Origin of the sequence: Deefgea piscis, assembly GCF_013284055.1 — a bacterium.
Classification (GTDB): Bacteria; Pseudomonadota; Gammaproteobacteria; order Burkholderiales; family Chitinibacteraceae; genus Deefgea; species Deefgea piscis.
The window spans coordinates 3,056,534-3,080,046 of sequence record NZ_CP054143.1 but is presented as its reverse complement, the minus strand read 5'-3'; the positions used below and the strand labels follow the sequence as shown (position 1 = coordinate 3,080,046).

At 46.8% G+C, this 23,513-nt stretch carries 27 protein-coding genes; 21 read left to right on the top strand and 6 right to left on the bottom strand.

Annotated elements, in window-relative coordinates; all coding sequences use genetic code 11:
• Positions 1 to 38: 38 nt before the first annotated feature.
• The 4 genes from HQN60_RS14410 (at position 39) to HQN60_RS14395 (ending at position 3,281) form a co-directional block, all read left to right on the top strand.
• Complete coding sequence (locus tag HQN60_RS14410) at positions 39 to 860, top strand: carbon-nitrogen hydrolase family protein (RefSeq protein ID WP_173534318.1); 822 nt, start codon at positions 39 to 41, stop codon at positions 858 to 860.
• A 202-nt stretch (positions 861 to 1,062) separates the two neighbouring features.
• Positions 1,063 to 2,502, top strand: a complete 1,440-nt coding sequence (tldD, locus tag HQN60_RS14405) for a metalloprotease TldD (protein WP_173534317.1) — start codon at positions 1,063 to 1,065, stop codon at positions 2,500 to 2,502.
• A 1-nt stretch (position 2,503) separates the two neighbouring features.
• Positions 2,504 to 2,947, top strand: a complete 444-nt coding sequence (locus HQN60_RS14400; RefSeq protein WP_173534316.1) for a GNAT family N-acetyltransferase — start codon at positions 2,504 to 2,506, stop codon at positions 2,945 to 2,947.
• Positions 2,948 to 2,951: 4 nt separating this feature from the next.
• Complete coding sequence (locus tag HQN60_RS14395; RefSeq protein WP_254456639.1) at positions 2,952 to 3,281, top strand: antibiotic biosynthesis monooxygenase family protein; 330 nt, start codon at positions 2,952 to 2,954, stop codon at positions 3,279 to 3,281.
• Here the strand turns inward: HQN60_RS14395 and HQN60_RS14390 are convergent.
• Positions 3,278 to 4,141 carry an HDOD domain-containing protein gene (locus tag HQN60_RS14390; protein WP_173534315.1) on the bottom strand — a complete coding sequence of 288 codons (864 nt, stop codon included), beginning with the start codon at positions 4,139 to 4,141 and terminating at the stop codon, positions 3,278 to 3,280. The genes HQN60_RS14395 and HQN60_RS14390 overlap by 4 nt on opposite strands.
• Before the next feature lie 182 nt (positions 4,142 to 4,323).
• Between HQN60_RS14390 and rlmB the strand changes: the two genes are divergently transcribed.
• Positions 4,324 to 5,067: a 23S rRNA (guanosine(2251)-2'-O)-methyltransferase RlmB gene (gene rlmB, locus HQN60_RS14385; RefSeq protein ID WP_173534314.1), complete on the top strand. Its 744-nt coding sequence runs from the start codon at positions 4,324 to 4,326 to the stop codon at positions 5,065 to 5,067.
• 120 nt (positions 5,068 to 5,187) lie between these two features.
• Here the strand turns inward: rlmB and HQN60_RS14380 are convergent, their stop codons facing one another.
• Both HQN60_RS14380 and fnr read right to left on the bottom strand, forming a co-directional pair.
• Entirely contained in the window at positions 5,188 to 5,856 is a 669-nt protein-coding gene (locus HQN60_RS14380) for a hypothetical protein (RefSeq protein WP_173534313.1), read from the bottom strand.
• Positions 5,857 to 5,903: 47 nt separating this feature from the next.
• Positions 5,904 to 6,650: a fumarate/nitrate reduction transcriptional regulator Fnr gene (gene fnr / locus HQN60_RS14375; protein ID WP_173534312.1), complete on the bottom strand. Its 747-nt coding sequence runs from the start codon at positions 6,648 to 6,650 to the stop codon at positions 5,904 to 5,906.
• Between the two features lie 160 nt (positions 6,651 to 6,810).
• On the opposite strand from fnr, the gene hemN reads away from it, so the two are divergent.
• A complete protein-coding gene (gene hemN, locus HQN60_RS14370) occupies positions 6,811 to 8,220 on the top strand; it encodes an oxygen-independent coproporphyrinogen III oxidase (RefSeq protein WP_173534311.1) in 1,410 nt (469 codons plus the stop codon).
• A 16-nt stretch (positions 8,221 to 8,236) separates the two neighbouring features.
• Positions 8,237 to 8,893: a sulfite exporter TauE/SafE family protein gene (locus HQN60_RS14365; protein ID WP_173534310.1), complete on the top strand. Its 657-nt coding sequence runs from the start codon at positions 8,237 to 8,239 to the stop codon at positions 8,891 to 8,893.
• Between the two features lie 43 nt (positions 8,894 to 8,936).
• Here the strand turns inward: HQN60_RS14365 and nadB are convergent, their stop codons facing one another.
• Positions 8,937 to 10,523, bottom strand: a complete 1,587-nt coding sequence (nadB, locus tag HQN60_RS14360; protein WP_173534309.1) for an L-aspartate oxidase — start codon at positions 10,521 to 10,523, stop codon at positions 8,937 to 8,939.
• 162 nt (positions 10,524 to 10,685) lie between these two features.
• Here nadB and rpoE point away from each other — a divergent pair, with 162 nt between their 5' ends.
• The 14 genes from rpoE to HQN60_RS14290 all read left to right on the top strand — a co-directional run bounded on the left by rpoE (position 10,686) and on the right by HQN60_RS14290 (position 22,202).
• Positions 10,686 to 11,288, top strand: coding sequence for an RNA polymerase sigma factor RpoE (rpoE, locus tag HQN60_RS14355; RefSeq protein WP_173534724.1), 603 nt, complete (start codon positions 10,686 to 10,688; stop codon positions 11,286 to 11,288).
• Between the two features lie 44 nt (positions 11,289 to 11,332).
• The gene (locus HQN60_RS14350; RefSeq protein ID WP_173534308.1) at positions 11,333 to 11,806 is read left to right on the top strand and encodes a sigma-E factor negative regulatory protein; all 474 of its coding nucleotides are present in this window, start codon (positions 11,333 to 11,335) and stop codon (positions 11,804 to 11,806) included.
• Positions 11,806 to 12,768: a MucB/RseB C-terminal domain-containing protein gene (locus tag HQN60_RS14345; RefSeq protein ID WP_254456723.1), complete on the top strand. Its 963-nt coding sequence runs from the start codon at positions 11,806 to 11,808 to the stop codon at positions 12,766 to 12,768. The genes HQN60_RS14350 and HQN60_RS14345 overlap by 1 nt, the downstream gene beginning before the upstream one ends.
• A gap of 26 nt (positions 12,769 to 12,794) precedes the next feature.
• A complete protein-coding gene (locus HQN60_RS14340; RefSeq protein ID WP_173534306.1) occupies positions 12,795 to 13,262 on the top strand; it encodes a SoxR reducing system RseC family protein in 468 nt (155 codons plus the stop codon).
• Between the two features lie 51 nt (positions 13,263 to 13,313).
• On the top strand, positions 13,314 to 13,553 hold the full coding sequence (locus HQN60_RS14335) for a glutaredoxin family protein (RefSeq protein WP_173534305.1): 240 nt from the start codon (positions 13,314 to 13,316) through the stop codon (positions 13,551 to 13,553).
• Between the two features lie 86 nt (positions 13,554 to 13,639).
• A complete protein-coding gene (lepA, locus tag HQN60_RS14330) occupies positions 13,640 to 15,433 on the top strand; it encodes a translation elongation factor 4 (protein ID WP_173534304.1) in 1,794 nt (597 codons plus the stop codon).
• A 29-nt stretch (positions 15,434 to 15,462) separates the two neighbouring features.
• A complete protein-coding gene (lepB, locus tag HQN60_RS14325) occupies positions 15,463 to 16,422 on the top strand; it encodes a signal peptidase I (protein ID WP_173534303.1) in 960 nt (319 codons plus the stop codon).
• 10 nt (positions 16,423 to 16,432) lie between these two features.
• Positions 16,433 to 16,798, top strand: a complete 366-nt coding sequence (locus tag HQN60_RS14320) for a DUF4845 domain-containing protein (RefSeq protein ID WP_173534302.1) — start codon at positions 16,433 to 16,435, stop codon at positions 16,796 to 16,798.
• Between the two features lie 17 nt (positions 16,799 to 16,815).
• Positions 16,816 to 17,526 (top strand): ribonuclease III, encoded by a 711-nt coding sequence (rnc, locus tag HQN60_RS14315; RefSeq protein WP_173534301.1) that lies wholly within the window; start codon positions 16,816 to 16,818, stop codon positions 17,524 to 17,526.
• Positions 17,523 to 18,455, top strand: a complete 933-nt coding sequence (gene era / locus HQN60_RS14310; protein ID WP_173534300.1) for a GTPase Era — start codon at positions 17,523 to 17,525, stop codon at positions 18,453 to 18,455. The genes rnc and era overlap by 4 nt, the downstream gene beginning before the upstream one ends.
• Positions 18,456 to 18,458: 3 nt before the next feature.
• On the top strand, positions 18,459 to 19,190 hold the full coding sequence (gene recO / locus HQN60_RS14305; protein ID WP_173534299.1) for a DNA repair protein RecO: 732 nt from the start codon (positions 18,459 to 18,461) through the stop codon (positions 19,188 to 19,190).
• Positions 19,191 to 19,264: 74 nt separating this feature from the next.
• A complete protein-coding gene (gene pdxJ, locus HQN60_RS14300) occupies positions 19,265 to 20,002 on the top strand; it encodes a pyridoxine 5'-phosphate synthase (RefSeq protein WP_173534298.1) in 738 nt (245 codons plus the stop codon).
• A gap of 77 nt (positions 20,003 to 20,079) precedes the next feature.
• On the top strand, positions 20,080 to 20,439 hold the full coding sequence (locus HQN60_RS14295; protein ID WP_173534297.1) for a SpoIIAA family protein: 360 nt from the start codon (positions 20,080 to 20,082) through the stop codon (positions 20,437 to 20,439).
• Between the two features lie 47 nt (positions 20,440 to 20,486).
• Positions 20,487 to 22,202, top strand: coding sequence for a cyclic-di-GMP receptor FimW-related protein (locus HQN60_RS14290; protein WP_173534296.1), 1,716 nt, complete (start codon positions 20,487 to 20,489; stop codon positions 22,200 to 22,202).
• A 64-nt stretch (positions 22,203 to 22,266) separates the two neighbouring features.
• Here HQN60_RS14290 and mog read toward each other — a convergent pair whose 3' ends face one another.
• A complete protein-coding gene (mog, locus tag HQN60_RS14285) occupies positions 22,267 to 22,848 on the bottom strand; it encodes a molybdopterin adenylyltransferase (RefSeq protein WP_173534295.1) in 582 nt (193 codons plus the stop codon).
• On the bottom strand, positions 22,845 to 23,510 hold the full coding sequence (locus HQN60_RS14280) for an HAD-IA family hydrolase (protein ID WP_173534294.1): 666 nt from the start codon (positions 23,508 to 23,510) through the stop codon (positions 22,845 to 22,847). The genes mog and HQN60_RS14280 overlap by 4 nt, the downstream gene beginning before the upstream one ends.
• Between the last annotated feature and the right edge of the window lie 3 nt (positions 23,511 to 23,513).

The following is a 23,513-nucleotide window of genomic DNA, read 5'->3' as shown; positions in this document are numbered from 1 at the left end:
TGAATGTGGCTTTTGTGGCTATACATGGCGAGGGTAATATGCAGTCAGTTCAAGTCTGTGCGATTCAAATGATTTCTGGCCCGGTGGTGGCTGACAATTTACAGCGCGCCAAGCTGCTGATCGCTCAGGCTGCTCAGGCGGGGGCCAAGCTGGTGCTGTTGCCGGAATATTTTGCGATGATGGGGCAAACAGATCAAGACAAATTGGCAATACAAGAAACCTTTGGCGCTGGGCCGATCCAAGACTTTCTGGCCGCAGCGGCGCGCGAGCACGACATTTATTTGGTGGCCGGTACGATCGCATTGCGCTCTGAGCATGCCACAAAGGTTAAAAATAGCTGTCTGGTATTTGACCCCGCTGGCGCGTGTATTGCGCGCTACGACAAAATTCATTTATTTGGTTTTGACAGTGATACCGAGCAGTTTTGTGAAAGTAATACCATTGTTGCAGGCGATGCAGTAGTGACGTTTGACACGCCATTTGGCCGCGTCGGTTTGGCCATTTGTTATGATTTGCGCTTTCCAGAGTTGTTTCGCCAAGTGGACGGTGTTGATATTTGGTTATTACCGGCGGCATTTACTGCAACGACCGGCCGCGCGCATTGGGAAGTATTGCTGCGTGCTCGGGCGATTGAAAATCAATGTTTTGTCATTGCTGCCGATCAAGGTGGCGAACATCCCAGTGGTCGAACCACCTATGGGCATAGCATGATTATTGATCCTTGGGGGCAGGTGCTAAACTGCCTAGCCAGTGGTGATGGGCTGGTGGTGGCCGAATTAAAGGCCAGCCAGATGCAGCGGGTTCGCAGTAGTTTGCCCGCCTTGTCGCATCGGGTGCTGTCATTGCCGGCAAGCGACTAACCGGCGCTCGATGGCGATGATGTTTTCTTTGCTTTAAATTGCCGTTCGGACGCGATGAAATTGTTCGTACTTTTTTTGGTCTTTGATGGACAATCGCGGTAACTGAATGTTGTAAAAATGTGCAGGGTTAATTTTGATTGCAAGGCCTTGCCGACTTGCTGCTCCACGACAACTTAAACACCCTAATTAAAAGTGAAATCCAATGACCGTTTTTGCCTTAGCTGAACAGCAATTACTAACCCCATTTAATTTGGATGAGGCGGCGCTCAGCCAAGTTTTTAGCGACATCATGACGCACAATATTGATTACGCCGATTTGTATTTTCAGTACAGCCGCTCTGAAGCGTGGAGTTTGGACGAAGGGATTGTAAAGTCAGGTAGCTTTAGCATTGACCAAGGCGTGGGTGTGCGGGCGATTCAAGGCGAGAAAACGGCGTTTGCCTATTCAGACGACATCAGCTTGCCCGCATTAACGCAGGCCGCTTATGCCACTCGGGCGATTGGTCGGCAAGGGGGTGAGGGTATTGCTCGCCATGTCACAAAACATAATGCACGTCAGCTTTATACCCCAACTGATCCTATTTCTAGCTTGAATGAAGCGGCCAAAGTGGCCATGTTGGAAAAACTGGAGCAATTGGCGCGCAGTCTCGATCCTCGCGTAGTGCAAGTGATGGCCAGCTTGGCGGGCGAGTATGAATTGGTGTATATCGCGCGTCACGATGGCCATCGTGCTGCGGATGTGCGCCCGATGGTGCGCTTGTCGATTAATGTGATTGTCGAAGCCAATGGTAAGCGTGAACAAGGTAGTGCCGGTGGTGGCGGTCGTTTTGATTATGGCTATTTTACCGACATGGTCTTGCTTGATTACGCCAAAAAAGCGGTTGATCAGGCGGTGCTCAATTTAGATGCTAGACCGGCTCCGGCGGGCGAAATGACGGTGGTGTTAGGGAATGGCTGGCCAGGTATTTTGTTGCACGAGGCCATTGGTCATGGTTTAGAGGGTGATTTTAATCGCAAAGGCAGCTCGGCTTTTGCTGGCAAAATTGGTCAGCGTGTTGCGGCGCCGGGCGTAACGGTGGTCGATGACGGCACGATTGGTGATCGTCGTGGCTCGCTCAATGTTGATGATGAAGGCAATCCAACGCAGCGCACGGTGTTGATTGAAGACGGTATTTTACAAGGCTATCTGCAAGATAGTCTCAATGCTCGTTTGATGGGGCAGCCGGTGACTGGCAATGGCCGCCGTGAAAGTTACGCGCACATCACCATGCCGCGCATGACCAATACCTTGATGGAAAACGGCGATAAAGATCCGCAAGAAATTATTGCGTCGATTAAACGCGGTTTGTATGCGGTGAACTTCGGTGGTGGTCAGGTGGATATCACCAGCGGCAAATTTGTGTTTTCTGCGGCTGAAGCATGGTGGGTTGAAGACGGCAAAATGCTGTATCCGGTGAAGGGCGCAACGCTGATTGGTAATGGCCCAGATGTGCTGACTAAAGTGTCGATGCTGGGTAACGATTTGTCGCTCGATCCCGGTGTGGGAACGTGCGGTAAAGACGGGCAAAGCGTGCCCGTTGGTGTAGGGCAGCCCACGATGCGAATTGATGGCGGCTTAACGGTGGGTGGTACTGGGGGTTAAGATGGCATTGGTGATTCGAAAAATTGTCGCCGATGAATATCAGCGTGCCTCAGAGGTGGTGCAAACCACTTTTGCGCATTTGGCGGTGCAGTATCAGCCCCCTGCTGGGGTGGCAACGTTTACCCGCTTGTCGACTGCCGATGAGATTGCCAGTCGCGATGCGCGGCACTCGGTGACGTATGTGGCTTTGATTCAAAACGTGATCATTGGCGTATTGCAGGTGAGGTCGTCGCAACATATAGCCATGCTGTTTGTATTGCCGGAAATGCAAAGTCGCGGGGTAGGCCGCGCTTTACTCAAAGCGGCGGAGCACGATGCGCCACTACAAACGGTGAATGCGAGCCTCAATAGTGTGATGGCGTATATGCGCTATGGCTTTATGCCCAGCGGCGCCGACCAAATCAGCCCGTCGGGGATTCGTTTTGTGCCGATGCAAAAAGGGTAATGAATTGATTTATTCTGCCACTTTTATTTTTGACACCAAGCAATTTGACGCTGAATTTCATCAGCTTGACCAGCAAATTGCTCAAGCAGCCAAAGAAACCGAGGGTTATTTGGGTGAAGAGGCTTGGCAGAATGTAGCGAGTGGTCGGCTTTGCAATGTGTATTATTGGCAATCTGAGGCGGGCTTAAAGGCGTTAATGCAGCATCCAGCGCATTTGGAAGCCAAGCAGCGTTACGCGCAATGGTTGTCTGGTTATCAAGTTATTATTGCTCAGGTGGTTCGATCTTACGGTGATTCGCTAATCAATCATCCTTGCGCAGTTAATCAGTCTTAAAACACGCTCAGAATTTCTTGGCATGCTTCATTCATCTCGTTGATCAAGTTGGTGTATTGCGGGTCGCTGAGCTCGGTGGGTACAAAGGCTTCGGGCAGATCTTGTTTGTTGATTTCGTCCAACCCGCCGGCGAATAAATTGGCCACATAAATCACGTCGGTTAGGCGTCTTAATTGTGTGGTCGGTGGCCGAGGCAAATCATTGTCTCTGACTGCTTCGATGATTTCTTCTGGTAGCGATAAGGTATCAAGCAAGACGGTGCCAATGCTGTCATGCCATTGCGCGACTAAATATTCTACAGTTTTGGGTCTTTCGAGAAGTTCAGGGTTTCTGCCGGCGCGATCGAGCATAAAGAAAGCACCTAAATCGTGAACCAATCCGGCTAAAAAAGCGACTTCTGGGTTGAGACGCGGCGCGAGGTGTTTGCAAAGAACTCGGGCGACGGCGGCAGTTTTGAGGCTATGTTGCCACCAGAGGCGAGATTGCGCCTCAAAGGGCGCCAGTTGCGCTGAGCGTGATAGTTGATCCATTGCACAAGCTAGCGCAGCCGAACGTGCGACCCCCATGCCTAGGCGAATCACGGCATTTTCGATATTTACAATGGCGCGCCCTGAAGGGTTGTAGCTGGCAGAGTTGGCGAGCTTAAGTAGCTTGGTTGTGATGAGTGGATCTTTTTCTACTTCGCTGGCGATTTTTTGTATCGAAGCATTGGGGTCTTTCATCGCCGCGCCAATTTGGATTGAAATATCAAAACAAACTGGAAAAATCGTATTGCCGTCGAGCTCTTTGGCAATATCCTCTAGCATTGCGAGGTATTGGTCTCTGAGCTCAGTGCTGGATTTGTTTTCAGTGGCTGTCATGGTCATGGCATGCTGAGGCTATTTGATAATGGTTGTCGCTTAAGAATAGTATGTATTTAACTGTGTGTTGCCTTCGCTGTAAAATAATAAGCGCTTTCTGGCGCTAACAATGTCTTATTTACAGTCTTTTTTGCATAAACACCGTAAAATTGCGAATCTCGGCTTTTTTAGGAAATGTGCGTATGTCGCAAAATAAAATTATTCATGGGTTTCATGCAGTCACATCGCGCTTGCGGCGTTTTCCCGATTCTGTGCTGGAGGTTTACGTTAATAGTGAACGTAGCGACCCACGGATGAAAGACTTACTGAAAACCGTGAAATTACAAGATGTAAAACTGGTTCAGGTGGATGGTGCGCGTTTGGATGGTATTGCTGGCCATGTGCGTCATCAAGGTGTTGCGGCGCTGATTGATACTGAAAAAAGCTATTTGTCGATTGAAGATGTGTTGGATGATTTAGATGAGCCACCGTTTTTATTGATCTTAGACGGGATTACCGATCCGCATAATTTGGGCGCCTGCCTTCGGGTGGCCGATGCCATGGGCGTGCATGCGGTGATTGCACCGAAAGATAAATGTGTTGGCGTAACGGCGACCGTATCCAAAGTGGCGTGTGGTGCCGCTGAAGTCGTGCCGTATGTGATGGTGACGAATTTGGCACGAACGATTCGCGACTTAAAAGAGCGTGGCATTTGGGTGGTGGGTACTGCGGCTGATGGTCAGTGCGATTTGTTCCATTATGGCCAAACAGGTCCGATTGCTTGGGTGTTGGGTAATGAGGGTGAAGGCATGCGCCGTTTGACGCGTGAGCTTTGCGATAGTTTGGTATCGATTCCAATGTATGGTTCGGTCGAAAGTTTGAATGTTTCGGTAGCCGCAGGGATCGTCTTGTCTGAAAGCCGTCGTCAGCGCGTGATGGCCAAGTAAGCCATAGTCGCTGCGTTGGGTTTGGGTGTGCTTGACTGAAAGTTGGCATGATTAAATAGGTATTGCGATGTAGGCTTTGTTCCATAAGCGCTGCATTGCAATACCTATTTTTGTTTGCGCTTAATTGCTAGGCGTAGATTGCGTGGGGATTTGTAAAATAAAGCTGGCTAATTGTTGGGCTGGCGAAGTATTAGTTTGGCTCCATGGGCCAAAAAATTGGCGTTGTAATGGAGAGTAGGGCTGGAAGTCGTGTGCTGGCTGCTGGCTGAGAAATTCGTTGGCAAGCTGTTGTAGTGCGATGCATTGTTGTTGCTGTTTACCCATTTGCTGGGCGAGCTCGGCAATGAACTGTGCTTGGTTGAGCGGATTGGGTGTGGGTAGGCTTGGGATGTTTTGCCAAAAGGCGGGGTTTTCTTGTGAGGGGTTGCCGGTCATGATTTGCCAGGCGCGATGTGCAAAGCTGGCCGCGCCAAAGTCGCCAATATGCAGCCAACCATTGGCAATCGGGGCGAGTGCATCCAGTAGCGGGGCCGCACTTTGTAGTGCGGTTATCGAGCCCGCTGCGGCAAAGATAAAGCCGTGATCGGCTGCTTGTAGTGCTGGCAGGGCGAGTAGTTCAATATCGGCGTGGAAAGTGTTGGATGCCGCGTGTGGATTGGCTTGGACAAACATCATTGCCGATTGGGCGTTGGTTTTGTCGCAAAATTGATAGTCAATCGCCGCGAAATGTTTGAGACGATGTGCGAGCAGTGCTTGTAGAGGTTGTGGCGCGACGATGGTGTAATGCATTGTAGCTCCATTGGGCTGCCGTGATGAATTGGGCAGCCCGTGCGAGATTATTCGCCTTGGCAGTTGCTCAACAGCTTTTTCAAACTGTCACCATCAATGATTTCAATTAATCGATTTTGAACTTTGATAAAACCTTGGTCTTGAAATTTTGATAGCGTGCGGCTGACGGTTTCAAGTTTGAGCCCGAGGTAGCTACCGATTTCTTCACGCGTCATCCGCAAATGAAAGCTAGTCGATGAGTAGCCGCGAATGGCAAAGCGTTGCGATAGATTGAGTAAAAAGGCTGCCAAGCGTTCTTCTGCTTTCATATTACCTAATAGCAGCATGACGCCATGATCGCGAACGATTTCGCGGCTCATTACTTTATATAGGTGGCGCTGCAAGAGCGGTACATCGCCGGCTAATTCTTCAATTTCGCCAAACGGCAGTTCACATACTTCACTGTCTTCGAGTGCGATGGCGTCGCAAGTGTGAAAGTCTGAACTAATCGCATCCATGCCCATTAATTCACCTGACATATGAAAGCCAGTGACTTGTTCTCGGCCATCTTCGGAAATCACACTGGCTTTAAAAAAACCAACGCGGATGGCAAACAGCGATTTAAATGGTTCACCTGCACGGTAAAGGGCTTCGCCGCGTTTGATCGGTCGGGCTTGCGTGATAATGGCATCGAGCTCTTGCATTTCTTCGGGGTTAAGACCGATAGGGAGGCAAAGTTCACGCAAGCTGCAGTTAGAACATGATTGACGAAGGTGGCGAGGAGTGAGTTCGCGTATTTGAATATTTTGAATCATATAAGGCTCGATGTACGCTTGAATGATAATTTCAGCAGCTGTTGTAAAGCAAAATCAGCTATCTATAAAGAGGGATGTTATATTTTATCTGATTTAGATCAAACTTTATTCTACAGGTCCATCTTATCCTGCGACCAAAGTAAAGTTACTGGGAAAGACCATGATCTCGAAAAAAATTAACATTACTGCGCCAGCTATTGATTTCGATCGTGAGTTAATCGTGCGTTACGATGGCAAAGGCCCTCGATATACCTCCTACCCAACCGCAGATCGATTTGTTGCTGGCCTTAGCCAAGAGGCGCATTCGGCTTGCCTAAGTCAGCGCATGCCTGGCGCTTTGTCGATGCCTTTGTCATTGTACTTCCATTTGCCGTTCTGTAATACGATATGTTACTACTGCGGTTGTAATAAAATTATTACTAAAGATCAGTCTAAAGCCGATGAATACCTCGATTATCTCACGCAAGAGGTAAAGATGTACGGTGATTTGTTGCCGAATCGACCTAAAGTAAGCCAGTTGCACTTAGGGGGCGGCACGCCGACCTTTTTGTCGCATGCTCAGCTGCAGCGTTTAATGGATGTGGTCAATACCCATTTTACTTTGCTGGAAAATGGCGAGTATTCAATTGAAATTGACCCGCGCAAAGTCGGTGAAGAGACGATTAAGCATTTGGCCAATCTTGGCTTTAATCGAATGAGTGTTGGCATTCAAGATTTTAATCCCGAGGTGCAGGTTGCAGTCAATCGCGTGCAATCGGAAGCCGAAACGCGCACCGTGATTGAAGCGGCTAGAATGTATGGTTTTCGCTCGGTCAGCGTTGATTTGATTTATGGTTTGCCAAAACAAACGGCGGCATCGCTGGCGGAAACCATTGATCGCGTGCTGTTGCTCAAGCCTGATCGTATTGCGCTATATAACTACGCGCATTTGCCCGAGCGATTTATGCCACAACGTCGGATCAATGCCGATGAGTTGCCATCGGCAGAAGTGAAGCTCGATATTTTACAAAATTCAATCGAGCAATTAACTCAGGCCGGTTATGTCTTAATTGGGATGGATCACTTTGCGCTACCCAATGATGATTTGGCCGTCGCGCAACGTCGTGGCCGCTTGCAGCGAAATTTCCAAGGTTATTCAACGCATGCCGATTGTGATTTGCTGGCATTTGGCGTGTCTTCGATTGGTAAAGTTGGTGCGAGCTACTACCAAAATGTGAAAACATTAGAAGCGTATTACGCCAAGCTAGCCGTAAATGAATTTCCGATTGAACGTGGCTTGACCATGAATCGAGATGATGCGCTGCGCCGTGCGGTGATTCAGGCTTTAATGTGTCAGTTTGAATTATTCTTTCAGACGTTTGAATCTGGCTACATGATTGATTTTGTTGACTACTTTGCCGAAGAGCTTGAGCTGCTTAAGCCTTTTGTTGCAGATGGTTTGTTGGTGTTGGAAGCGGATTCTATCGTGGTAACGCCTAAAGGACGGATGTTGATTCGTTCGATTGCGATGGTGTTTGATGCGTATTTACGGACAAAAGCGACTAAAGCAAGGTATTCTCAGCTGATTTAATTGCTTGTGAAGCGGTATGCTTGAACTAGATTGGCTGGCGTTATTTTTAGCAGGTTTACTCGGCGGCGGTCACTGCGCAGGGATGTGTGGTGGTATTGTTGCAGCGTTTAGTGCCAATTTACCCAAAGGCCCAAGGTGGATGTACGACTTGGGCTTTAATTTTGGCCGCTTAGCAGGGTATGTCGCTGTAGGCGCAATATTGGGTGGCATTGCGAGCTTTACTGCCCTTGGTCAGCTGCAGATATTAAAATCAATTTTATTTATTTTGGCCAATATATTGCTCATTGTTTTGGGTTTATATATTGCAGGTTGGTCGTTGTGGCTCACTCAAGTTGAGAAAGTCGGCCAGCCGCTTTGGCGGGCGATTCAACCGATTTTACGGCGTTTTTTACCGATACGTTCGGTATGGCATACACCTTTGATTGGTTTTTTATGGGGCTGGATTCCTTGTGGTCTGGTTTATACCGCCAGCTTGGCCGCGCTATCAACGGCATCGGCATTCAAGGGTGGGGCGGTGATGTTGGCGTTTGGTTTGGGGACGCTGCCGAACTTGTTGCTGATGGGGTTTTTTGCCGCACGCTTTATGCGCGTATTAAATTACCCTGGAGTTCGTCCTAGCTTTGGTTTGGTGATTATGGCTTTTGGGGTGTATCGACTATTGAGTCTGATTTGATTTTTGTCTGAAAAAAAGCGCCGCGGTGAGTGCGGCGCTTTTTTTATTTTCTATTAGACTGTGGCGTAAGAATGGTCGGTTTGGCTTGCGGAGCCATGTCTGGGTAATCCCGGCTGTAATGTAGGCCACGGCTTTCTTTTCTGGCCATGGCGCAACGAACGATAAGCTCGGCGGTAATAACCAGATTACGTAATTCAATTAAATCGTTTGATACGCGGAAATTGCGATAAAACTCATGAATTTCGCTCTTGAGTAATTCAATCCGGTGTAGTGCGCGCTCAAGTCGTTTGGTGGTGCGCACGATGCCAACGTAGTCCCACATAAAGCGTCGCAGCTCGTCCCAGTTGTGGGAAATCACCACTTCTTCGTCAGGGTCGGTTACGCGGCTTTCATCCCATTCGGCAACGTGAGGGAGGGTGCGAGGGGTTTGTTGTAAGATGTGCTCGGCGGCCGATTTGCCTAAAACCATGCATTCAAGCAAGGAGTTTGAGGCGAGTCGATTGGCGCCGTGTAGACCGGTGCAAGCTACTTCACCTACACCGTAAAGGCCGGCAACGTCGGTTTGCCCGTTCAGATTGGTGACTAAACCGCCGCACGTATAATGCGCGGCGGGTACCACGGGAATCGGTTCTTTAGTGATGTCGATACCCAGCTCAAGGCAGCGCAGGTAAATATTGGGGAAGTGCTCTTTAACAAAGGCGGCGGGTTTATAGGAAATGTCTAAATAAACACAATCAAAGCCGCCTTTTTTCATTTCAAAGTCAATGGCGCGCGCCACGATATCCCGAGGCGCTAATTCTGCCCGCTCATCGTGATTGGGCATAAATCGCGTGCCGTCCGGTAGACGCAAGATGCCGCCTTCACCGCGCACGGCTTCGGTAATCAAAAAAGATTTAGCGTGGGGATGGTAGAGGCAGGTTGGGTGAAATTGAATGAATTCCATATTGGCAACGCGGCAACCTGCGCGCCAGCCCATGGCGATGCCGTCGCCAGTGGCCACATCCGGATTGGTGGTATACAGATAGACTTTGCCAGCGCCGCCAGTAGCGAGTACGGTGTGTTGCGCAAGAATGGTTTCAACTTGGTCGGCGATTTTGTTGTATACATAGGCGCCGATGCAGCGATTTTCGCTGGTTTTATCAGTAATTAAATCGACGGCGATATGTTCTTCAAGTACGGTAATATTCGGGTGTGCGGCTACTTTGATAGCCAGCGTGTCAATCACTGCCGCGCCTGTAGCGTCGGCGGCATGAATGATTCGGCGGTGACTGTGGCCACCTTCTCTGGTGAGATGAAAGCCGTGGTAGCTGGTTTGGCCTTCGTCGTCTTTGGTGAAAGGCACGCCCATTTCGATGAGCCAATCAATGGCTTCTTTGGAGTTTTCGATGATAAATCGAGTAGCGTCAAGGTCGCACAAACCTGCGCCAGCCACTTGCGTGTCATTGATGTGTAGCTCGCTGCTGTCGGAGCCGTCGAGTACTGCGGCGATACCACCTTGTGCCCATCCGCTGCCACCATCGCGAAGCGCGCGTTTGGTAATGAGGCCGACTTTAAGTTGGTTTGCCAATTGAAGTGCGATGGTCATGCCACCGAGTCCGCTGCCCAGAATCAATACATCAAATGTGCGCATGGTGATTTATTTCGAAAAATGGATGGGCAAATATTAACAGAGCGAACGATCTCTGGCTTGGCTTACAACAATGTGGCTTGCAATTTTCAAGCCAAACCCAATATATCAAGGTTGAAATGTAATAAATGCAATTAACTGTGGGAGTTTTTACCCTTGCTTAAAATCAGTGAGCGCGATTTAGATCATGAATTGGTCTTGCGGGCGCAAAATGGCGACCAGCGTGCTTTTGAACTGTTGGTTGTAAAGTATCAGCGACGTGTGGTGCGACTGTTGTCGAGAATGATTCGTGATCAAAATGAAATCGAAGACGTAACCCAAGAGGCTTTTATTAAGGCCTATCGGGCTTTGCCGTCTTTTCGCGGTGAAAGTGCGTTTTATACTTGGCTGTATCGCATTGCGATTAATACCGCGAAAAACTACCTGTCGACGTTGGGTCGCCGGCCGATTTTGTCTGCGGAGTATGAAGATGAGGATGGCGATACCGTCGATGCGGCTGCATTAGTACCAGACTTTCATACGCCAGAGACTGAACTATCCAATAAGCAGATTGTCTCTACAGTCAATGAGGCGGTTGATGCTTTGCCTGATGAATTGCGCGAAGCGATTACTTTGCGTGAGATGGATGGGATGAGTTATGACGAAATCGCTTTGGCGATGGATTGTCCGATAGGTACCGTGCGTTCGCGTATCTTTCGCGCGCGGGAGGCGATTGCCAATCGCCTGCGTCCTTTGCTGGGCGATGTGGGCAAGGATAAACGCTGGTAGTCGGGCGTGGCGTATGGCGGCGGTTAAAGACAGGGGTTTGTAGTATGAGTGAAAAAATTTCAGCCTTAATGGATTGTGAAGTTGCGCCGCAAGATGTTGCAGCTGTAGTGGATGAGTTGCTTGCGTCGGCAGAGCAGCAAGAGGATTGGTGTCGTTGGCATTTGGCGCGAGATGCGATTGGGCAGCCGCATCTGACGACGTCGTCTGAATTTATGCAAAAATTTTCTGCCAGATTGGCGCAAGAGCCGGTGGTGATTGCGCCTCGCCAGTTGCGACCAAAGAAAACACCGTGGGTGCCATTGGCGGCGGTTGCTTCCGTGGTTTTTGTCGGTTTGATCGCGTGGCAATATACTTTACCAAGCGCTTTGCCTGTTAATGTGATGGCGCAGCAAAAACCGATTGAATTAAAATCAGCAGAAATTAGCCCTTATTTGGTTGCGCATCGGGACGGCTTTTCAAATCCTTTGGCCTCTGAGCAATTTGCTCAAGCGCATTTTGAAGTTGGAGAGCAGCATTGATGGTGGTGAAAGTGTATTGCCAAATTGTGGTTATATTGGGATGTTTATGCGCCTTTAGCGCGCAAGCCACGCCTTTAGATAAAGCTGAAGCGCAGCGTGTGTTGGCGCGATCTGCGTCGGCCGCCGAGGCGGTGAGCTATACGGGCAATTATATTTATCAATCAGGCGAGAATATTGCCAATTATAAAATCAGTCATGCGATCGAGAATGGCGTGGCCGCAGAGCACCGTGAGCTATTAGATGGTGAGCCGCGTGAGTATTTGCGAGTGGGTGATAAAGTAAGCATGTATCCGGCGCAAGGCTATGCTGTGCAATTGGATCGTCGCTATACCTCTAAATTATTTCCAAATCATTTGCCTGATGATGTGAGCGAGTTGCTGCATTCTTACGGGGTTTCTAAAGTAGGGCGTGAGCGGGTTGTTGGTCGAGAGACGACGATTTATCAGCTTGATCCATTGGATGCTTACCGTTATCCGCAGCGTTTTTGGGTGGATGATGAAAGTGGTTTGATTTTGAAATGGTTGATGATGGGTATGCGCCAAGAAATGGTGCAGTCGTTTAGCTTTACCCAAATTCAGGTTGGCGGCAAAATTAATCAAAAATTGCTAAAGCCCATTTATCCGTTACGTAGCGTAAAGGTGAATGACGGCGCTGTGTTGGATCTGGCTGAAGATAAAAAATGGCGAATTAAGCCGACTGTGCCGGGTTTTAAGCTGATCAAAAAAAGCACCCGAAGCTTGCCGCATAAATCACGCGAAGTGGTGCACTACTTATTTAGTGATGGGGCGGTAACGCTGTCGGTGTTTGTTGAGCCGATGAATGCCAATATTCCCCTTGGGTTGGCGCATCAAGGTGCGATTCATTTGTATGCGCGGCAAGTTGATCAATATTTATTGAGCTGCTTGGGTGAAGTGCCTGCCGTGACGGTGGAGCGTTTTGCTAAAGCGTATACGCTGCGTTGAATTAATGAATAAGGTTTAATCTCAGAATGATAATCACAGAGGCGCAAGTTGAGCGCTGTGAAGGTGGGCAGGCATGGGTCAAAATCCGGCCTCGTAGTCCTTGTGGTAATTGCGATCCAAAATATGGCTGCAAGTCTGTGGCGATTACGCGCTTGTTTGGGCAGGGGCAAGAGAGCTATCCGGTGCAAAATCAATTGGGGGCAAAGGCTAGCGACTGGGTAAAAGTGGCGGTAAATGACGGGGTGTTGCTGCAAAGTGCGCTGTGGGGTTATGGCTTGCCTTTGTTGTTGTTGCTGTTGGGGGCTGCATTGGCTTTGTTGGTTGCGCCAGCGGCTTGGTCTGAGTTGGCGTCCTTGTTGGGTGCTGCGCTGGGTTTTGTTATTGCGTTTGTAGTGCTGCGTTGGCGTAATGCCAAAATGCAAGCATTTCAGCCGCGAGTGGTCGAAATTATGTCAGCCACATCAGGCTCTACGATGTGCGCGGGACGGCAATAATGGTTGTTTTTTCTGGTTTGCATTGGGCGCAGTAGCGCGCGTAAAGGGTTTATGAAATTAAAATTATATGGCCGCGCCTATTGCAGCCTATGTACACAGATGCAAGCGCAGTTGTTGGCGCAAGCTGCTGGACGATTTGAGCTTGAGTGGATTGATATCGATGATATTGATGAATTAGAGGCAAAATACGGTGAGTGGGTGCCGGTTTTGCTTGATTCTGATGGTGTTGAAATCTGTCATTACCACCTTGATCAACAGGCTTTGGATGCTAGCCTGGCAAAAATCAGTTAAAATAGGCGGTTATCGCTAGTATGGGCACGCGCAGCGTGCCTTTTTCTATTCGCAAATTGTGTAACAGCTTAGTGGCTGCGGGACTCATGGATCACATTCGTAATTTCTCTATTATCGCGCACATCGACCACGGTAAAAGTACCTTGGCTGATCGTTTTATTCAATTTTGTGGTGGCTTGGAAATGCGTGAAATGAGCGCCCAAGTCCTTGATTCCATGGATATTGAAAAAGAGCGTGGCATTACCATTAAAGCGCAAACTGCGGCTTTAAAATACAAAGCACGTGACGGCAAAATATACAATCTCAATTTGATTGATACCCCAGGCCACGTTGACTTTAGCTATGAAGTGAGCCGATCGCTGGCCGCCTGTGAAGGTGCGTTGTTGGTGGTTGATGCCTCGCAAGGCGTTGAGGCACAAACCGTCGCTAACTGCTACACCGCGCTTGAACTCGGTGTTGAAGTGCGTACTGTGCTCAACAAAATTGACTTGCCTGCTGCCGATCCTGATCGGGTTGCACAAGAAGTCGAAGACATTATTGGTATTGAGGCGGTGAATGCGGTTCATGCTTCGGCCAAGTCGGGTATTGGTATCGAAGACATTCTGGAAGAGGTTGTCAACAAGATACCCTGTCCGAAAGGCGATCCAGATGGTCCATTAAAAGCGCTAATTATTGACTCTTGGTTTGATAATTATGTTGGCGTGATTATGTTGGTTCGCGTTATTGATGGTGAAATCCGCCCGAAAGACAAGATTTTATTTATGTCGACCAAGGCACAGCACTTGTGTGAACAAGTCGGCGTATTTACACCTAAGTCAGTACAACGCGATGCGCTTCGTGCTGGTGAAGTTGGCTTTATCATTGCTGGTATTAAAGAAATTGCCAGCGCCAAAGTGGGCGATACCATCACCACCGTTAAACATCCTGCTGCAGCTGCCTTGCCGGGATTTAAGGATGTTAAATCACAAGTTTTTGCCGGACTTTATCCAGTAGAAAGTCATGATTATGAAAAGCTGCGTGATAGTTTAGAAAAACTTCAGCTCAATGATGCGTCCTTGCATTATGAACCTGAGGTTTCGCAAGCCTTGGGCTTTGGTTTCCGTTGTGGCTTCTTAGGACTCTTGCATTTAGAAATTGTGCAAGAACGCTTAGAGCGCGAATTTGATATGGATTTGATTACGACGGCACCAAGCGTAGTTTTTGAGTTGGTACTCAAAGGCGGCGAAGTGGTGCAAATCGAAAATCCATCCAAGCTGCCAGACCCATCAAAATACGATGAAGTCCGTGAGCCGATTATTACTGCTACGATTTTAGTGCCGCAAGATTACGTCGGCCCCGTGATGACTTTGTGTAATCAAAAACGCGGTATGCAAATTAATATGCAATATATGGGTCGTCAAGTGATGTTGACCTATGAAATGCCAATGGCCGAAGTGGTGATGGATTTCTTTGATAAGCTCAAATCAGTGAGTCGTGGTTATGCCTCGCTCGATTATGATTTTAAAGAATTCCGCGTTGGCGATTTAGTGAAGTTGGATGTTTTGGTCAATAGCGAGCGCGTTGATGCGCTGAGTTTGATCGTTCACCGCAGTACTAGCCAATATCGTGGTCGTGAATTGGTTTCGAAAATGCGTGAGTTAATTCCACGGCAAATGTTTGATATTGCAATTCAAGCGGCAATTGGTAGTCATATTATTGCGCGTGAAACGGTTAAAGCCGTGCGAAAAGACGTATTGGCTAAATGTTATGGTGGCGATGTGTCACGTAAACGTAAATTGCTAGATAAACAAAAGGCCGGTAAAAAACGCATGAAGCAAGTGGGGAATGTGGAAATTCCACAAGAAGCCTTCTTAGCAATTTTACAAGTTAGCGACAAATAACAAAACGACTTCGTTAAAAGGAACAGTCAATGAATTGGCTCGTAATTGGTATTCTTTCTTTGGTGTTAGGCCCGATTTTAATTATGGCAGGGGCTAAGCACGAACGAAAAAATAATGAACCACCTCAGTTGGTGCAATACGGCTATTTATTGGCTGTTGTTGGCTTGTTTATTTTGTTGGTGCAGTTTTTTAGTATTAGTGCCGCCATGTTGATTTTTGTTGCTCTGACCGGTGTGGTCTGGGCAATGGATAAATTTGTTTGGGGTAAAACACGCGGCGATAAACAAATCGCTGATTGGGTTGAGTACGCGCGTGGATTTTTCCCGGTTATTTTAGCGGTATTTGTATTGCGCTCGTTTATTGTTGAGCCGTTTCAAATTCCATCTTCTTCTATGCGTCCAGGATTGGTCGTAGGTGATTTTATTTTAGTGAATAAATTTTCTTACGGACTGCGCTTGCCGATCTTGAATAAAGTGATCGTGCCAGTAGGTGAGCCTGAGCGTGGGGATGTGATGGTGTTTGATTATCCAGATAATCCGAAAATTCAATATATTAAGCGGGTTATTGGTTTGCCCGGTGATGTAATTGAATATCACGGTAAAAAACTAACGGTTAATGGTAAGCCGGTCAAAACGACAGCTCAAGGCGAGCACCAATATGTTGAGAATGGCGTTTATTTGGTCAATAACCAACAATTTGTTGAGCAACTCGATGAGAAGCAATATAAAACATTAAATATGGCCGAAGTGCCGGCGCTCAATTTGCGTGAAGTGGGTGACTTCCCGTTTAGAGAAAATTGTAGCTACGATGATTCAGGCTTTAAATGTACGGTGCCTCAAGGTCAGTACTTTATGATGGGCGATAATCGGGATCATAGCGCTGATAGCCGTTATTGGGGTTTTGTTCCTAGCGAAAATATTGTTGGTAAAGCGTTTTTTGTTTGGATGAATTTCAAACATTTTGATCGTATTGGTACTGCTATTAAATAGGGGTGTGGCAATGAAAAAGCAATTAGGGCTATCTTTTTTTGGTTTTATTATTGTCGCGATGGCGGTGGCCATGGCTTTGATTGTCGGCTTTAAAGTCGTTCCAACGTATACCCAGTTTTTTTCTATACAAAATACAGTTCAGAAGTTAGCAAAAAATAGTGCCGGACAAAGTCCAGATGCGATTCGTGAGTCTTTTGATAAAGATGCCGCAATCGGTTACATCACGGACGTGACGGGTAAAGATTTGTCGATTACCCAAGTTGGTGGTGTGACGACAATCGCAGCTAGTTATGAAAAGGTTGTACCTTTAGTCGCTAATGTGAGTCTTTTGTTTGATTTTCAAATTGAGCAGTCTTCCGGCACGAGTGTTCAATAATTTGAGGGATATTTAATTTGTCAGTCGTCTTACCCGCCGAGCGTTTGCAAAAAACGCTCGGTTATGTTTTTTCTGAGCCTAAGCTGCTAAAGCAAGCATTGACGCATCGTAGTTTCTCATCGAAACACAATGAGCGGCTTGAGTTTGTTGGCGATGGTATTTTGAACTCAATTGTGGCGCGTAGCTTGTATTTTGCTTTCCCACAGTTGAGTGAAGGCGATTTGTCACGTTTGCGTGCGCATTTTGTTCGGCAAGAGTCATTGGCGGTGATTGCCAGTGAATTGCAGCTGGGTGATTACCTTTCGCTGGGCGAAGGGGAGTTAAAAAGCGGTGGTCATCGTCGCCCGAGTATTTTGGCAGATGCACTCGAAGCGATTTTGGGCGCGATTTGGCTCGATGGCGGCTTTGCCGCTGTAGAGGCGGTATTAAATCAGTTGTTTGCTGCGCGTATTGCTGCGGTTAATCCTGAAGAAGCAATGAAAGATCCAAAAACCTCATTGCAAGAGTGGTTACAAGCTCGCAAAGTTGAATTGCCTAACTACGTGATTGAACGGCAGCAGGGTGATTCACCTGACCAAATTTTTGAAGTAAGTTGCACCATTGCTGAATTAAAAGTCAGCGCAAAAGCAGAAGGTACTAGCCGGCGAGCCGCAGAGCAGCTTGCTGCTGGCGCAGTACTCCATCAATTGCGTGAGCAATTTCCAGGCAAAAAGGTTGTACGAAAATGAATGATTTAATACATAAAGAAAGTGCAGTAAGCGACGGTTTTCGCTGTGGTTTTGTTGCCATTGTTGGTCAACCTAACGTTGGTAAGTCAACGTTAATGAATCATTTGATTGGTCAAAAATTAAGTATTACGTCGCGTAAGGCACAAACTACCCGTCATCGTATTACTGGGATTTTAACCTCTGAGACTGCACAGTTTGTTTTTGTAGATACGCCAGGGTTTCAAAAGCGGTTTAGAAATGCGCTCAATCAAGCGATGAATCGTAGTGTAACGACAACGTTAGCCGATGTTGACGCGATTTTATTTGTGGTTGAAGCTGGGCGTTTTGGTCCTGCAGATCAAGCGGTACTTGAGTTATTGCCTAAAGATCGTCCGGTTATTTTGGTGATTAATAAAGTCGATATGCTGCCCAATAAGTCGGCGTTATTCCCGTTTATTGAAGAAGTTGCTCAGAGTTTTAACTTTGCCGCAATTGTGCCGGTATCGGCCCAAAAAGGCTTGAAATTAGATGTCTTGGTGTCGGCGATCGAACCGTTGCTACCAGAGTCAGTGCCGATGTTTGGTGAAGATCAGATTACCGACCGTAACGAGCGATTTTTGGCTTCGGAAATTATTCGTGAGAAAATTTTCCGCATGATGGGCGAAGAATTGCCCTATGTAATGGCAGTAGAAATCGAAAAATTCGAAGAAGAAACACTGGCTGATGGCCGTGAATTACGTCGAATTTATGCAGCGATTTTGGTGGATAGAGAAAATCAAAAGCCGATTTTGATTGGTAAAAATGGCACCAAATTAAAGAAAATCGCTACCGATGCCCGTATTGATATGGAAAAATTGTTTGATGCCAAAGTGCATTTAGAGGTTTGGGTCAAAGTAAAAAGTGGTTGGGCTGATGACACCCGTTTGGTGCGTCAATTCGGTTACGAATAAAGTATGACGCGTTCGTCAAGTAAGCTGCGGATTAATTTGCAGCCTGCTTTTGTTCTGCACCAGTATGCGTATCGTGAAACGAGCCGCTTGTTGGATGTGTTTTCTCGAGATCATGGTCGTGTAACGCTCTACGCACGTGGCGTGCAGCGACCAGGGTCGCAAATTCGCAGTGTTTTGCTGGGTTTTCAACCATTGTTGTTGTCATGGTTTGGGGGCGGGGATTTAAAAACACTGCATGCTGCACAATGGCAGCCTGGCTTGCCCCAGTTAAGCGGCTTGCCGCTGTTGTGTGGTTTTTATATGAACGAGCTGTTGCAGCGTTTATGTCCTAAAGAAGAGGCCAATCCCGCCTTATTTACCGCTTATTTTTCTGCAATTCAAGCTTTAGGCAAACTCGGCACGGATCAGCGTGCGGTTGAACCTATTTTGCGCTTGTTTGAACGTCAATTACTCGATAGCTTGGGTTATGGTATTGATTGGCAGCGTATCGCCCGATCTGATCAACCGCTCAATTTGCGTGAACGGTATGAGTTTGAATATGGCGTTGGTTTAGTGCCCAGTCAAAGTGCTACAGCTTGTCCTGCAACGCTGATTTTGGCATTTGCTGCGGGAGATTTTACCGACGGAAACGTTTTGCCATGGGCCAAAATGTGGATGCGACAATCGATTGCTGCAGTTTTGGGTGATTCCGTATTGCACACGCGACAATTGCTGATTGATTTGCAGAAGTTATAATAGGGTATGCTTTACTAGCGCATACTATTGCTATGTTGCTGGCTTATACCTTAATTAATAGGATTAATTTGCACATGTCTCGCTCTATTTTACTCGGTGTTAATATTGACCATGTTGCAACGGTACGCAATGCCCGTGGTACGCTTTATCCACAGCCAGTGTTGGCAGCGCAACTTGCTGAGCAGGCGGGCGCGGATTTAATTACCTTGCATCTACGTGAAGATCGTCGGCATATTCGTGATGAAGATGTCCGGTTAGTGCGTGCGGTATTGCAAACGCGCATGAATTTAGAAATGGCATTAACCGAAGAAATGCTGGCCCATGCGCTAGACATTCAGCCGCAAGACGTTTGTTTGGTGCCTGAGCATCGTGCTGAAGTGACCACCGAAGGTGGGCTTGATGTCTTAGCTAATCCAGCGCATTGCGGTCGATATATTCAAACATTACAAGACGCAGGGATTCGCACTTCAATTTTTATTGATCCGGATCACGCGCAAATTAAAATGGCCCATGAATTGGGCGCGCCAGTGATTGAGATTCATACTGGCCGTTATGCTGATGCTAAAAATAGGGTTGAGCAACAATCTGAATTAGAACGCGTTAAAGAAGCGGCAACTTATGCTGCATCTTTAGGTTTGGTGGTTAATGCTGGGCATGGTTTGCATTATCACAATGTACAAGCCATTGCCGCTATAGCTGAAATTGAAGAGCTTAATATTGGGCATGCTTTAATTTCGCATTCAATTTTTGTCGGTTTAAAAACCGCAATTGTCGAAATGAAGGCATTAATGCAGGCTGCGCGCTGCGGTTAATTGTGAGCATGAAGACGCCTAACTGAATCTTTAGGTGATCAGTTTTACCTTAGTTGTTCATACTTGAGGGGATAGCCATGATTAGTATTTCACACGAAGCTAAATATACGCATGCGGTGGTATTTGAACAATTTACCCTGCAAGACTATAAAGAGTTCGAAGATAATGTCTTGTATGACATTCGTTTTCATGGGGCAACCCGGCTTTTGCTCGATTTGAGATTAATGGATGGCTATACCATCGATATGGCACTCGAAGAGATTCGATTTTCAAAACAAAATCGGCAAAATTTTGATCGAGTGGCCGTGGTGAGTGATGATCAGTGGGTGGTTTGGTCAGTTTGGTTAAATCAAGTTATTTCTGAGTCCGAAATAAAAGTATTTGCCGATATTGTGAGCGCACAGCAGTGGCTTGAAGATATGAATATTGCCGCCTAAATGTCGTATTTTATGTTGACGACAAAACATGCAGTTTGGATATAAATATGCTCGATCGAATTAGTTCGCTTTTTTCGCGTGAAAAATCACCGCTAGCAAATCAAAAATCTGCGCAGCAGTGGTGCAAACAAATATTGCAATTAGATCCTGCATCTCGTTGTAATAAAGTGCACGAGTTAGTCACAGATTTTATTGCTGCAGCGGATAAGGTTTCATTTGAACGCTTGCAAGCTTTAATGCTAATTGATGAACAAATCCAAGAGTCATTTGACGCGGTTTGTTACCAATATATTTCTAATCCACGCATGTCTAAAGAAATGGAGCAGCAGCTCTGGAAATCCGTAGTGAGTTTTTCTACCGATATGGTGGATGCTTATCAGCGATTTGTGCAAGCCGATGGCAGTGAAAGCCCGCAACAGTCATTTGATGCTTTAATGCCTGTTGTATTGGCACGTAGTTTGCGTTATCTCGCGATTCAAGCCAAATGGCATTACTTCCGTTTTGAAAAAGTGCCGCCAAAGTTGTGGTTACAAGCCCATCAAATGTATCGCTTATCTGAAATCGGCGGTTTTGATTGTAATTCATTCGAGCTTTATTCAAATGGCAAAGATGAAGTATCGTCATGTGCGGATGAATATATTCAAATGCTCATGCTCAATACCTTATCGAATAATAATTTATCGGTGCGCCAGATTGACATGATTGATGGCTGGCTAGAGCAATGGTCTAAATTCATTCAGATCGGGCGAAAATATCAAGATACGCAGCATCATTTCTGTATCAATTTGCAAGAATCGCAAGGGCCGCAGAAGATCAATAACGATTTATTGGGAGAGCCTTATCGTTATTGGGGGTTGAATGATTTAATTGGGCATATTCAAGAGACATTGGGCAAATTAATGACCGGCTCTAGTTATGCCTCATTAGGCTTGAATTCCGATTCACGTGGTTCAACGGTGAGTGATTTACTCAAACACTTGGATGTATTTTGGACCATGTGTATGCGTAATAGTCAGGTGAAACGCAGCGCTAGACAAAAGGTTAGTAAATCGGCAGATGTTATTTATGGTTTGGATCGTATTTGTCGCTATGTAAAATTAGATAATGATAAATTTAATCGACAAGGTGCTGAGGCTAAAGGTACGGTTGATTATGATGAAATCATGGATATGCGTTTGTATGGATTTGTTTCTTCAAGAACCAAAGAAAAACTAGCCGCCAATCCATATAGTTTTACCAATAATACCAAGCAAGAAGTGGACTGGCATAGTTGGTCTATTGATAATGAAAGCGCTGACGGTTTTGGCGCGACATTACGGTTTTCTGAAAACGAATGGATACGGCCTAGTTTATTATTAGCTTCGCGTGAAAATAATGAAGCCAATTGGCGTATTGGTATTTTGCGTCGAATTGCGCGCTTGAGTGATGATGAAGTTTCTGTGGGGGTGCAAATTATTTGTGTCTCACCGGTAATGGTTGGGATGAAGTCACTGCAAAAAGATCGTGCAGAAACAATTACCGTTGCTGATTTGAATTTTACTGCAGGACTTGAATTACCTAATGTTCGTACTGCGCTGTATGTACCGCACCAAATCAATGGCACTAGTGTCAATACTTTGATTATGAATTTGGCTGATTATGGCTTGGATAAAGTTTATCAAGTGAATGCACGCGATAAAAAGTTTTCGGTCAGTTTAGGTACAGTGTTAGAAAAAGGGGTTGATTGGGCTTGGGTCACAGTGAATGTGTTGCGGCAAGCATAATAAATGCAACTGAATACGGTACATAAAAAATGGCGTGAGATTCACGCCATTTTTTATGGGTCAATTAATGCCGTATTGCTGATTTTGGGCGGAATGATTTTACAATTGCAGGGTCTGTTTCTATGTATGGACCGTCAAGTAATTGAATGCAATATGGAATAGCTGAGAAAATACCCGGCACAAGTGTTTGGCCTTGGTCGTTTTTTAAGCCTTCTAATGTTTCTTTAATCGATTTGGGTTGCCCTGGTAAGTTTAAAATTAAACTATTGCCGCGAATGACTGCAGTTTGTCGGGACAAAATGGCGGTCGGGACAAAGTGCAAGCTAATCTGCCGCATTTGCTCGCCAAACCCAGGCATTTCTTTATCCATTACGGCACGCGTCGCTTCCGGTGTTACATCACGTTTAGCCGGACCGGTGCCGCCCGTAGTGAGTACGAGTTGGCAAGCGGCGACATCAACCAGTTCCACTAAAGTTTGCTCGATCAGCGATTGCTCATCGGCAATTAGGCGCGTTTCTAGTGTGAATGGCGTAGTGAGTACTTGCGCTAGCCACTCACCAAGTGCCGGGATGCCTTGGTCTTCGTAAATGCCGCTGCTGGCTCGATCAGAGATAGAAACAAGCCCAATTTTTAATGCAGAATTCATGCGGAAATACTCAAGGTAAAGCAAGATGGCATGCGATTTAATTGCAGTGCAGTAAAGTCGCGAACGCTAAATTGCGCCAAGCTGGTGGAATCTGCCCCTGCTGCATGGCTAATGGCAATAACAACAGAACCTGCTGCGTGCGCTGAACGAATCCCCGCGGCTGCATCTTCAAATGCGATGCAATCACGAGCATTGAGCTGCAGTAATGCGGCGCCTTGTAAGTAGGGCGCTGGATTGGGCTTACCCAAAGTTACATCTTCTGCGCCAATTAAGTGTTTGGGCGTCGGTAGGCCTACAAAAGCCAGTTTTGCCAGCGCCAGTTCGCGTGGTGCCGAGGTGACCACTGCCCATTGATCAAGATCGAGTGATTCAAGAAAATCCTTCGCCCCTGCAATCGCTACCGAGCCATCTAGGCTTAGTAGTTCTTCAGCAATCAACTGTGCTGTTTCTGCTTGAGCATCTAAATGGGGTGCAACTAAGGCAATGGTTTCTTCGCCACGTCGGCCATGCATGACTTTTAATATGGCGGAGAAATCGATTTGATGACGTTCAGCCCAATTGCGCCAGATTTTTTCAATGCAAAGCGTTGAGTCAACCAAAGTGCCATCCATATCAAATAAGAAACCCTGCGCGCTAAGAATCGGAGCTGAATCGGGGTGCATAAA